This window comes from Wenxinia saemankumensis (assembly GCF_900141735.1).
GTDB lineage: Bacteria > Pseudomonadota > Alphaproteobacteria > Rhodobacterales > Rhodobacteraceae > Wenxinia > Wenxinia saemankumensis.
This window is the reverse complement of the sequence record NZ_FQYO01000001.1, coordinates 384,425-395,593: the sequence shown is the minus strand read 5'-3', so window position 1 is coordinate 395,593 and position 11,169 is coordinate 384,425. Positions and strand designations below refer to the sequence as shown.

The 11,169-nt window shown below is 70.3% G+C and carries 9 protein-coding genes; 7 read left to right on the top strand and 2 right to left on the bottom strand.

Features of this window, described 5'->3' with window-relative positions; translation table 11 throughout:
* Window positions 1-74: 74 nt before the first annotated feature.
* The gene (locus BUE30_RS01800) at window positions 75-1,532 is read right to left on the bottom strand and encodes a sulfatase family protein (protein WP_073326062.1); all 1,458 of its coding nucleotides are present in this window, start codon (window positions 1,530-1,532) and stop codon (window positions 75-77) included.
* Window positions 1,529-2,464, bottom strand: a complete 936-nt coding sequence (locus BUE30_RS01795; protein WP_073326060.1) for a LysR family transcriptional regulator — start codon at window positions 2,462-2,464, stop codon at window positions 1,529-1,531. Before BUE30_RS01795 ends, BUE30_RS01800 begins: the two co-directional genes overlap by 4 nt.
* A 126-nt stretch (window positions 2,465-2,590) precedes the next feature.
* On the opposite strand from BUE30_RS01795, the gene BUE30_RS01790 reads away from it, so the two are divergent.
* From BUE30_RS01790 to BUE30_RS01760, 7 genes are all read left to right on the top strand, one after another.
* Window positions 2,591-4,099, top strand: a complete 1,509-nt coding sequence (locus BUE30_RS01790; RefSeq protein WP_073326058.1) for an ABC transporter substrate-binding protein — start codon at window positions 2,591-2,593, stop codon at window positions 4,097-4,099.
* A 67-nt stretch (window positions 4,100-4,166) separates the two neighbouring features.
* Window positions 4,167-5,129, top strand: a complete 963-nt coding sequence (locus tag BUE30_RS01785) for a carbohydrate ABC transporter permease (RefSeq protein ID WP_073326056.1) — start codon at window positions 4,167-4,169, stop codon at window positions 5,127-5,129.
* Window positions 5,122-6,003, top strand: coding sequence for a carbohydrate ABC transporter permease (locus BUE30_RS01780; RefSeq protein WP_083601002.1), 882 nt, complete (start codon window positions 5,122-5,124; stop codon window positions 6,001-6,003). The genes BUE30_RS01785 and BUE30_RS01780 overlap by 8 nt, the downstream gene beginning before the upstream one ends.
* A gap of 13 nt (window positions 6,004-6,016) precedes the next feature.
* Window positions 6,017-7,063 carry an ABC transporter ATP-binding protein gene (locus BUE30_RS01775; protein ID WP_073326055.1) on the top strand — a complete coding sequence of 349 codons (1,047 nt, stop codon included), beginning with the start codon at window positions 6,017-6,019 and terminating at the stop codon, window positions 7,061-7,063.
* A gap of 25 nt (window positions 7,064-7,088) precedes the next feature.
* Complete coding sequence (locus BUE30_RS01770) at window positions 7,089-8,648, top strand: sulfatase family protein (protein WP_073326054.1); 1,560 nt, start codon at window positions 7,089-7,091, stop codon at window positions 8,646-8,648.
* Window positions 8,645-10,168: a sulfatase family protein gene (locus tag BUE30_RS01765; protein ID WP_073326052.1), complete on the top strand. Its 1,524-nt coding sequence runs from the start codon at window positions 8,645-8,647 to the stop codon at window positions 10,166-10,168. Before BUE30_RS01770 ends, BUE30_RS01765 begins: the two co-directional genes overlap by 4 nt.
* Before the next feature lies 1 nt (window position 10,169).
* Entirely contained in the window at window positions 10,170-11,135 is a 966-nt protein-coding gene (locus BUE30_RS01760) for a formylglycine-generating enzyme family protein (protein WP_073326051.1), read from the top strand.
* The last annotated feature ends 34 nt before the right edge of the window (window positions 11,136-11,169 follow it).

The window sequence follows — 11,169 nt, the reverse complement described above, 5'->3', positions numbered from 1 at the left end:
GGCAGGTCGGCCCCCCGGGCGCGTCCCGGTGCCCGTCACCCGGACCCCCGGGCCGGCTCGGCGCGCCCGGCCCCTCACCGCGCCCGGGCGAAGCGATCCATTCCCTGCAGCATCGTCTCGGTCCGCCATTCGGCCAGCGCGTCCGACAGGCGGCGCTTCTGGTCCTGCGCGGATTCGTCCGCCCAGAGGTTCGTCCGCTCGTCCGGGTCGGTCTCGAGGTCGAACAGCTGCCCGTCCGAGGCGCCGTGGATGAAGACCGCCTTCCAGCGCCTGTCGCGGATCATCGTGACGAGCCGCGCGCCGGTCATCGACACGTCCCCCGCCTGTTCGCAGACGACGATGTCGCGCCCCCCGCCGTCGTCGCCCTCGAGCGCGGGCAGCAGCGTCCGGGCATGGCAGGGATCGGGCCGCGCCGCCCCGGCGAGGTCGAGGATCGTGGGGCCGATGTCGAAGAGCTGGCAGAGCCGGTCGTCGCGTCGCGGCGCGAACCGCCCCGGCGACCAGACGATCAGCGGCACGCGGGTCACCGGCTCGTACATCGACCACTTCTGGCTCAGCCCGTGATCGCCGAGCGCGTCGCCATGATCCGAGCAGAAGACGACGACGGCGTTCTCGAGGTAGCCCTGCGCCTCGAGCACCTCCATCAGCCGGCCGATCTCGCGGTCGATCAGGGTGACGTTCGCGGCGTAATGGGCGCGCAGGCGCTGCAGCTCCGCCCGCGTCGGCGCGGCCTTCCAGGCGACGGCGTCGTGATCCACCTCGACGTCGTGGCGGCGCTTCTCCTGCAGGTAGGCGGGCAGGGCGGCCAGCTCCTCTTCCGTGACCTCGGGCAGGGGAAGGTCCGATCCGGCATATCGCGCGGTGTCGGCGGGCGGCGGATCGTAGGGCGGGTGCGGCCCGGGCAGGCCGATCTGCAGGAACAGGCGCTCGGGCTTCGGCCGTGTCTCGAGCCACCAGCGCGCGGTGCCGGCGACGAAGCTGTCGGGGTGCAGATGCTCCGGCAGGGTCCAGTCCACCGCGCCCAGCCGGTCGCGGTAATCGGGCAGGGCGCGGTAGCCGGCGCGCGAGGGCTTCGTCAGGCCGTGGGCCGCGATCGCCTTGTCCAGCTCGTCGGCGAACCAGCGCCCCTCGTAGAAGCGGTCCTTGTTCTCGACCACGAACCGCTCGTGGAAGCCGGCGGGCGCGTCGTAGGGGATGGTGTGCATCTTGCCGACGCTGACGCAGTGGTAGCCCGCTGCGGCGAGGTTGCCGACCCAGGTCTCCTGCCAGGCCTGCCCGTTGCGCAGCACGCCCGAGACATGCGGCTCCACCCCCGAGAAGAGCGCGGCGCGGGACGGCACGCAGGACGGCGCGTTGACGAAGCAGCGGTCGAAGACCACGCCCTCGGTGGCCAGCCGGTCGAGGTTCGGCGTGTGCATCCAGTCCGCGCCCGTCGCGCGGATCGTGTCGAACCGCTGCTGGTCGGTCATGATCAGGATGATGTGCGGCGGCTCGCCGGCGGGGCCGGGCGGGGTTCGGGTCGTCTGGCTCATCCGATGGCCTCCTGTGCCGCGTGCTCGCCGAAATGCGCCTCGCAGAGCGCCATGAGGGTCCGCAATGGCGGCCAGTCCGCCATCTCGTCGCGGAAGATCATGCCGGAGGGCGCCCGGCGCCGCCCCATCGCGACGGGAACCGGGACGAGGGCGGGATCGCGCGTCTCGACCAGCGCGCCGTCGGGCAGGATCGAGATGCAATCGCTCTGCTGCAGGACCCGCATCGCGGAATTGAGCGATTCGCAGGTGATCCGGATGTCCGGCTCGCGGCCCAGCCGTTCGGTCGCGGCATGGGCGATCTCCAGCTCGTAGACGGGGTCGCCCGAATAGACCAGCCAGGGATAATCGAGCAGCGCCTCGGGCGGCAGCTCGCCCCCCTGGGCCCGGTCGAAGAGCGGATGGTCCTCGCGCGCGATCACCCTGTCGTGGAACACGGTGAAGGAGCGGTGGGACAGGCGCGGCGGCAGGTCCGAGGCGAATTGCAGGCCGCCGCACATCACGTCGACCCGGCCCTCCAGGATGCCCTCGACCGTCGATCCGCTCTTGAGGTTGGCGAGCTCCACCTTCAGGTCGGGATGCGCCTCCTTCAGCGGGCCGAGCAGGGCGGGCAGCACGACGACCCGCCAGAGCGGGCCCGCCTCGATCCGCAGCACCTTCTTGGCCGGGCCGGCGGAGGTCAGCAGTTCCTGCTCCTCCAGTTCCCATTGCCGCGACAGGCGCAGGACCGAGGACAGCACCTCGCGGCCGAAGGCGGTCGGCTCCACCCCCCTTGCGTGCCGCTCCAGCAGGGGCTGGCCGAGCCGCTCCTCGATCTGCGCGATGGAGCGCGAGAGGGCGGGCTGCGTGACGCCGAGCTTCACCGCGGCGCGGCGGAGCGACCCCTCCTCCACGATGGCCTGAAGGCGGAACAGATGGGTCATCAGGTCGATCAAAGCGATAAAGTCCTTGCATCGGTCAGGAGATTAATTGCACTTTCCTTATCGCCCGGCAATGCCTAACGTCCGGGAGACGCCAGCGCCGTCCTTGAGGAGGGGCGGACCGGCAAGGGAGGAAAACCAATGATCTACCGCAGAACCCCGATGTCCCGGCGCGGCTTCCTGGCGGGGGCGAGCGCCCTCGGAATCGCCGCGGCGGCCCGCCCGGCCTTTGCCCAGGACGCCGCCTTCGACTTCGGCGAGCCGATGATGGACATGCCGGCGCCGAACGGCCCGCTGCGCTGGCTCGACAGCGGCGACCAGAAGGGCGTCTTCTTCGAACCCTTCCTCGCCGAATACGGTCAGGCCCGCGGGATCGAGACGGTCTATGACGGCCTGCCCTGGTCCGAGATCGCGACCGTCGTCCCGCTCGGCGTGCGCAACGGCTCGGCCCCCGACGCCTTCACGCTGCCGCTCGACATGCCGCCCGCCGTGGCGATCGACCAGGGCTGGGTGCAGCCGCTCGACCCCTACATCCCCGACATCGCCGAGTGGCGCGCGGGCTTCCCCGCAGGGTCCTTCGTGGAGGGGATCAACATGCGGGACGGGCAGACCTACGGCCTGCCCTTCACCTCCGACCGCCGGTCGTCCTGCCTGCTGCTCTTCGGGCGCGAGGCGATGGCCCTGACCGAATTCGAGCCCAGCCCCGAGAACCCGCTGACCTGGGACCAGTTCCGCGCGGCGGCCCGCCAGATCACCGAGAATTCGGGCGGCCAGATCCCCGGCTTCATCATCGGCGGCGCGCAGGTGAACCGCTGGCGCGACGTGACTCTGCAGATGGCCTCGCGCGCCGGGGCGCATTTCGGCATGGCCGGCTTCGTCACCGGGTTCGACTACACGGACGGCGAGTACAAGCTGAACTCGCCCGAGGTGGTCGGCGCGGTCGAGCTGCTCCTGGCGATGCGCGACGACGGATCGGTCTTCCCGGGCGTGCTGTCGCTGAACGCCCCGCAGGCCCGCGCCTTCACCGCGCAGGGCAATGCGGGCATGATCCTGCAGGGGCCCTGGAACGTGCCGATCTGGGAGGCGGAGAACCCGGATTTCGACTTCGGCTTCACCTGGACCCCGGCGCCCGAGGGCGCGGACGGCAGGACCTACACCAACTCGCTGCCCGCCACCGCGAACATGATGTTCCTCAACGCCGACGCGCAGAACCCCGCCCATGCGGCCGAGGTCTTCCGCCTGATGGGTACGCTCGAGGGGCAGACCGCCTGGGCCAACGTGGTCGGCCCGTCCGACCCGGCGATCTTCCCGGCCGCGAACGAGCAGGCGCAGATGTCCGACCGGTCCCGCGCCGTCATCGCCTTGCAGGAGCAGCAGGTTCGCGCGACGCCGGTGCCCTATTCAGCCAATACCGGCTTCGTCGAGGTGGCGCGGCTCTTCCAGATGCCGACCCCGGACATCGCGCAGACCGTGCAGGGCCTCTTCGCGGGCCAGCTGACGGACGTGCAGGGCAGCCTCGATACGCTGAACCAGGCGATGAGCGACGCGCTCGACGCCGCCATCGAGGAGGCGAACGCGGGCGGCGCGAACGTCACCCGCGACGAGCTGGTCTTCGCGGACTGGGATCCGATGACCGACTATTCGGGCTGACCCTGCCCGGACCCGACCACCGGGGCGGCCCGCCGTCGCCCCGGTCCCCGACCCCGAAGGGCTGCCCATGAGCACCGCCGATCACGACATCCCCGCCGCCGGGCCGAGGACCGGCCTCGGCACGCGCCTCTGGGCGCACCGGGTCGATTACCTGTTCCTCGTGCCGGGACTGGTGATCTTCGGCGCGTTCATCCTGTGGCCGATGCTGGCCTCGCAATACTACTCTCTGCTGGACTGGTCGGGCTTCGACAGCCGCCGCATCTTCGTCGGCCTGCGGAACTACCGCGAGCTGCTGGCGGACGAGTTCTTCGTCGCCGCCTTCTGGCGGTCGGTCTGGTTCACGCTCGCCACCGTGCCGCTGCAGATGCTGCTGGGACTGGTGCTGGCGGTGATCCTGAACAACCGCCTGCTGAAGCTGTCGGCCGTCTTCCGCACGCTGATCTTCCTTCCCGTGGTCACGCCCGTGGCGGTGATCGCCATCGTCATGGCGCTGATGCTCTCGCCCTTCAACGGGCCGATCAACGACCTGATTACCGGGGCGGGGCTCGTCCAGCGCGCCGTCGACTTCCTCGGCTCGCCGCAGCTGGTGATGTGGTCGCTGGCCGGCATCTACGTCTGGAAATGGACCGGCGTGACGATGATCTACTGGCTCGCCGCGCTGCAGACCGTGCCGGACGAGCTCTACGAGGCGGCGCGGCTCGACGGGGTCACGGGCCGTCAGGTGACGATGTACGTCGTGATGCCGATCATCGCCCCCTTCGCCGTCGTCATCGGGCTGATCTCCGCGATCTCGGCGCTCAACGTCTTTCCGCTGATCCAGGCGACGACGCAGGGCGGGCCGTTCTTCGCCTCCGAGGTGATGGAGGTGTTCATCTTCCGCACCGCCTTCGCCCCGCCCTCGGGCACCTTTCCCCAGCTGGGCTATGCCAGCGCCGCCGGCGTGCTGTTCGGGCTGGCGATCATGGGGCTGACCATCCTGCAGGTGCTGGCGGTGCGCCGGACCCGCCGAAAGGAGCCGGGCCATGGCTGACGCGACGATGGGCCGGACGGCCCGCGCCCCGGCGCGGCGCGAGGCGATGGTCTCGCCCCGCGCGCGGCGCACGATCACCAGCGTCGTGCTGGCGGTGCTCTGCGCGGTCTGGGTCTACCCGATCGTCTGGATGATCTCGGCCAGCTTCAAGACCAACAACGAGATCTTCGGCGATACCGGGCTGATCCCCGACGCCCCGACGGTCGAGAACTACGCCCGCGCCTGGAGCGAGGCGAATATCGGCCGCTACTTCTTCAACACGATGTTCGTGACCGTCGGCTCGGTCGTCGTCACCGTGATCGCCACCGCGCTGATGGGCTACGTCCTCGGCCGGCGGCGCTTTCCGGGCCGGGGGCTGCTGATGGGGCTGATGGTCTTCACCCTGTTCATCCCGCAGGGCTACACGATCATCCCGGTCTTCGAGCTGCTGACCACGGCCGGCCTCGGCCAGTCGCTCTGGGGGCTGATGCTGGCCACCTGCGGCCATTCCGTCGTCATCTTCACCCTGCTCTTCGCCGGCTATTTCGCGCAGATGCCGAAGGAGCTGGAAGAGGCGAGCCGGATGGACGGCGTGGGACCGGTCAAGACCTTCTGGTACGTCATGCTGCCCCTGTCCAAGCCGATCGTGGTCACGGTCGTGGTGCTGCAGACGCTTCAGGCCTGGAACGACTTCCTGCTGCCGCTGGTCATCACGCTGGCGAACCCGGACCTGCGGACCCTGTCGGTCGGCGTCTATTCCTTCCGGGGAGAGCACTTCATCGACTGGGGCGGCATGAACGCCGCCTCGGCCATCACGATCATCCCGATCGTCATCCTCTTCCTCTTCCTGCAACGCTACTTCATCGACGGCCTCGCCGGCGCGGTGAAGGGCTGATCGGAGGTCCCCCATGTCGGGCGTCACCCTCAGAAACGTCACCAAGACCTTCGGCGCCGTGAAGGTCATCAAGGGCGTGGACATCGAGATCGGCGAGGGCGAGTTCTGCGTCTTCGTCGGCCCCTCGGGCTGCGGCAAGTCCACGCTGCTGCGGATGATCGCGGGGCTGGAGGAGACGACCGGCGGCGACATCGAGATCGGCGGGCGCCGGGTCAACGACCTCGACCCCAAGGACCGGGGCGCGGCGATGGTCTTCCAGACCTACGCGCTCTATCCCCACATGGACGTGGCGCGGAACATGGGCTTCGGCCTGCGGATGAACGGCTGGCCGAAGGACGAGGTCGACCGCCGCGTGCAGGAGGCCGCGCGGATCCTGCAGCTGGAGCCGTATCTCGACCGCAAGCCCAAGGCCCTGTCCGGCGGCCAGCGTCAGCGCGTCGCCATCGGCCGCGCCATCGTGCGCGACCCCGAGGTCTTCCTCTTCGACGAGCCGCTCTCGAACCTCGATGCCGAGCTGCGCGTCGCGACCCGGCTGGAGATCGCCAAGCTGCACGGCACGCTCGGCAATTCCACGATGGTCTACGTCACGCACGACCAGGTCGAGGCGATGACGCTGGCCGACAAGATCGTCGTCCTGCGCGACGGGCGGGTGGAGCAGGTGGGCCCGCCGATGGAGCTCTACCGCAACCCCGCCAACCTGTTCGTCGCCGGGTTCATCGGCTCGCCGAAGATGAACTTCGTCGAATTGTCGAGCGGCGCGATGCCTGACGGCACGCCGGTGGCGCAGACCGGGACGGCGCGCACCCTGGGGTTCCGGGCCGACGCGCTGCGCCGCTCGGCCGACGGCCCGCTCGCCGGCACCGTCTCCGTCGTCGAGCAGCTGGGCGATGCCGTCTTCGCCCATTTCCGCACGCCCTGGGGGCAGGAACTGGTCGCCCGCTTCGATCCGGGCACCGAGATCCGCGCGGGCGAGGAGCTGCGCTTCGACATCGCCGGTCCGCGCCACCTGTTCGACGCCGACGGGCAGGCGATGGACGCCGCGCTCCGTCCCGCCGCCTGACCCCGACACGCGAAAGGCCAGATGCATGCGCCCCAACATCATCTTCATCATGTCCGACGACCACGCGGCGCAGGCGATCAGCGCCTATGGCCACGGGCTGAACCACACGCCCAACCTCGACCGGCTGGCGGAGGAGGGGGTGCGCCACGACGCGACCTACGTCACCAACTCGATCTGCACGCCGTCCCGCGCGACGATCCTGACCGGCACCCATAATCACGTGAACTGCGTCACGACGCTCGATACCCATATCGACAACCTCTGGCCGAACGTGGCCAAGCACCTCAAGGCGGGCGGTTACGCCACCGCGATCTTCGGCAAGTGGCACCTCGGCGAGGGGCCGGCGCACGAGCCGACGGGCTTCGACGAATGGTCCGTCGTGCCGGGGCAGGGCGATTACTGGGATCCGGCCTTCATCGGCCCCGGCGGGCGCGAGCGCATCCCGGGCTATGCCACCGACATCATCACCGACAAGTCGGTGGACTTCATCGAGCGCCACGCCGACCCCAGCGGTGAGCGGCCGTTCTTCCTGATGTGCCACCACAAGGCGCCGCACCGGAACTGGCAGTACCACCCGCGCTACCGCGACATCCACGCGCCGGGCACGATCCCGCTGCCGGAGACGTTCCGCGACGATTACGCGAACCGCGCCGCCGCTGCCGCGGCCGCGAAGATGCGGGTGAAGTCCGACATGCTCTACGAGGACCTTGCCCTCGTGCAGCCGGAGGCTGGCGCGGACCGGGCCGGGCCGCAGATGGTCGACGGCTGGCCGCCCCGCAAGGTGCCGGACCTCGCCCCCGGCGAGAGCATCACCGTCATCTGCTCCGAGACCGGCGAGACCTTCACCTTCGACGATTCTGCCGCCTTTGCCGAGTTCAAGTACCAGCGCTACATGTCCCGCTACCTGCGCACCGTGCAGGCCATCGACGATGGCGTGGGGCGGATGCTGGACACTCTGGAGGCGAAGGGCATCGCCGAGAACACGGTGGTGATCTACACCTCGGACCAGGGCTTCTTCCTGGGCGAGCATGGCTGGTTCGACAAGCGCTTCATGTACGAGGAGAGCTACCGGATGCCCTTCCTCTGCCGCTACCCGGCGGGAATCGCCTCCGGCACGACCAGCCGCGACATCGCGCAGAACGTCGACTTCGCGCCGACCTTCCTCGACTGGGCGGGCCTGCCGGTGCCGTCCTACATGCAGGGCCGCTCGATGCGCCCCGTACTGGAGGGAAAGACGCCGGACGACTGGGACCAGCTCGCCTATCACCGCTACTGGATGCACAACGACGTCATCCACGAGGCCTGGGCGCATTACGGGGTCCGCGATCCCCGCTACAAGCTGATCTACTGGTACAACGAGGCGCTCGGCCAGCTCGGCGCGCGCGAGAACGGCGCGCCCCCCGAATGGGAGCTGTTCGACTGCGAGGCCGACCCGATGGAGCTGCGGAACGTCGCGCACGACCCCGCCTACGCGCAGGTCTTCGAGGAGATGCTGGGCAAGCTCGACGCCAGGATGGCCGCCATCGGCGACGTGCCCTGCCACGACAGCCGCGCGGTGCTGGCCGAGCGGGCGAAGGCGGCGTGACGGATCGGCCGAACATCCTGCTCATCACCACCGACCAGCAGCATTTCAGCGCGCTGGGGGCGGTGAACGACCGGATCTCGACGCCGAACCTGGACAGGCTCTGCGCGATGGGAACCCGCTTCGACCGGGCCTATTGCCCGAACCCGGTCTGCACGCCGTCGCGGGCGTCGATCATCACCGGCGAGTACCCCTCGCAGCACGGCGCCTGGACCATCGGCGTCGACCTGGCCGAGGATCGGGACTTCCTCGGCGACCACCTCGCCCGCGCGGGCTACCGCACCGGCCTGATCGGCAAGGCGCATTTCCAGTCCCTCGCGCCCCCGTCGAAGGAGAGCCAGCCGACGCTGCGCGACCTCGACTTCTGGCGCGGCTTCAACGGCCCCTGGTACGGCTTCCGGCATGTCGAGCTGGCCCGCAACCACGCGGACGAGAGCCATGTCGGCCAGCACTACGCGCTCTGGCTCGAGGAGAAGGGCCTGACCGACTGGGCCGACTACTTCCAGCCGCTCCTTGGCGACGCCGCGCCCCATGCGCCGGCCCGGCATCCGTCGGGCCATTACTGGGCGCGCGAGGGCCGCGCCTGGGACCTGCCGGAGGACCTGCATTACACCCGCTGGACGGGCGAGCGCTCCGCCGCCTTCATCGAGGAGGGGGAGGGGCCGTTCTTCCTCTGGGCCAGCTTCCACGACCCGCATCCGCCCTACACGGTGCCGGAGCCCTGGGCGTCGATCTACGACCCCGCCGACATGGTCCCGGGCCGCCTGACCCCCGGCGAGCACGACGCAAACCCGCCCCATTTCGCGATGACGCAGGAGGAGGCCCCCGATTTCGGCGACTGGCACCGCCCCTGGAACGCCCATGGCTGCGAGAGCCACCTCTACCCCGAGGACGAACTGAAGAAGGACATGGCCGTCTATTACGGGATGGTCGGCTTCATCGACGCCGAGGTCGGCCGGCTGCTCGACATGCTGGAGGCGCGGGGGCAGCTGCAGGACACGCTCGTCGTCTTCACCACCGATCACGGCCATTTCCTCGGCCAGCACGGGCTGGTCGCGAAGGGTCCGTTCCATTACGAGGACCTGATCCGGCTGCCCTTCGTCGCCGCCTGGCCGGGGCGGATCCCGGCGGGGGAGGTGTCGGACGCGATGGTGAGCCTCGTGGACCTGATGCCGACCTTCCTCGACGCGGCCGGGGTCGACTGCCCGGGCAGGGTGCAGGGCGTCTCGCAGCTGGCCGCCTGGTCCGGCGGGCCGCCGGCCCGCGACCACGTGATCGTCGAGAACCGCCACAACCCGGTCATGCCGCATCTGCGGACCTACGTGGAACGGGACGCCAAGATCACGGTCTACCGGCAGGGCGGGGCGGGCGAGCTCTTCGACCTGGCCGCCGATCCGGGGGAGCTGCGCAACCTCTGGGACGAGGCAGGGGCCGCGCCGCTGAAATCCCGGATGCTGCACGCCTTCCTGCAGGCCACGATGGCGGCGGAGCCGACGCCCGCGCCCCGGCGCGCCGGGGCCTGAGATGGGCTGCTGCGCCACCCGCTCGGACCGCCCCGGCCGGATCGAGGGCCGCCGCCTCGCCTCGGCCGAGATCGTCGAGATCGCGGACGCCGCGCCGCCGCCACGGGCGGAGTTCGCGGGCGGGCGCAGCCATGTCGGCACGAGATCCCCGGCGATCCCCGAGGACGGCGAGGGCCCCCCGCGCGAGGTCCGGCTGAAGCCCTTCGCCTGCGACACGGTACCCGTGACCAATGCCCGCTTCGCCGCCTTCGTCGCCGCCACCGGCTACGTGACCGAGGCGGAGCGGCTGGGCTGGGGGCAGGTCTTCGCCCCGCTGATGGCCGATCCCTCGCTCGCCACCGCCGCCTTTCCCGGCACGCCCTGGTGGGTCGCCGTGCCGGGCGCGAGCTGGCACGCGCCCGAAGGGCCGGGCAGCGGCCTCGCCGCCCGGGCGGATCACCCTGTGGTCCACGTTTCGGCCGCCGATGCCGCCGCCTTCGCCGCCTGGGCCGGCGGGCGTCTGCCGGGCGAGGCCGAATGGGAGCACGCGGCGCGCGGCGGCCTGCCCGGCGATCCCCGCTTTCCCTGGGGCGCGAGAGAGCCGGACGACGCCGACTTCCTGCCGGCGAACATCTGGCAGGGCCGTTTCCCGGTGGAGGATACCGGCGCGGACGGACATCGCGGCACCTCGCCCGTCGGAGCCTATCCGCCGAACGGCGCCGGTCTTCACGACATGGCCGGCAATGTCTGGGAATGGACCGCCGACGCCTTCCGCGTCCGGTCCCGCAAGAAGGCGGCCGAGGCGCGCAACGCCCGCGCCCGATCCGAGAACATGCGAGTCATGAAGGGCGGCAGCTTCCTGTGCCATGCCAGCTATTGCTACCGCTACCGGATCGCCGCCCGCTCCGCCGTCGCCGCGGATAGCGGCGCGAGCAATACCGGCTTCCGCGTGTTCTACGATTGCCGCGCCTCCGCCGAGGCGCCCTGATCGCCGCGTGACCCCGGGCATCGAGGCGCCGGAA

Excerpts from the sequence above, each read along its gene's own strand:
- BUE30_RS01800 (WP_073326062.1), bottom strand. The coding sequence starts at position 1,532 with ATGAGCCAGACGACCCGAACCCCGCCCGGCCCCGCCGGCGAGCCGCCG.
- BUE30_RS01790 (WP_073326058.1), top strand. The coding sequence starts at position 2,591 with ATGATCTACCGCAGAACCCCGATGTCCCGGCGCGGCTTCCTGGCGGGG.
- BUE30_RS01785 (WP_073326056.1), top strand. The coding sequence starts at position 4,167 with ATGAGCACCGCCGATCACGACATCCCCGCCGCCGGGCCGAGGACCGGC.
- BUE30_RS01780 (WP_083601002.1), top strand. The coding sequence starts at position 5,122 with ATGGCTGACGCGACGATGGGCCGGACGGCCCGCGCCCCGGCGCGGCGC.
- BUE30_RS01775 (WP_073326055.1), top strand. The coding sequence starts at position 6,017 with ATGTCGGGCGTCACCCTCAGAAACGTCACCAAGACCTTCGGCGCCGTG.
- BUE30_RS01770 (WP_073326054.1), top strand. The coding sequence starts at position 7,089 with ATGCGCCCCAACATCATCTTCATCATGTCCGACGACCACGCGGCGCAG.
- BUE30_RS01760 (WP_073326051.1), top strand. The coding sequence starts at position 10,170 with ATGGGCTGCTGCGCCACCCGCTCGGACCGCCCCGGCCGGATCGAGGGC.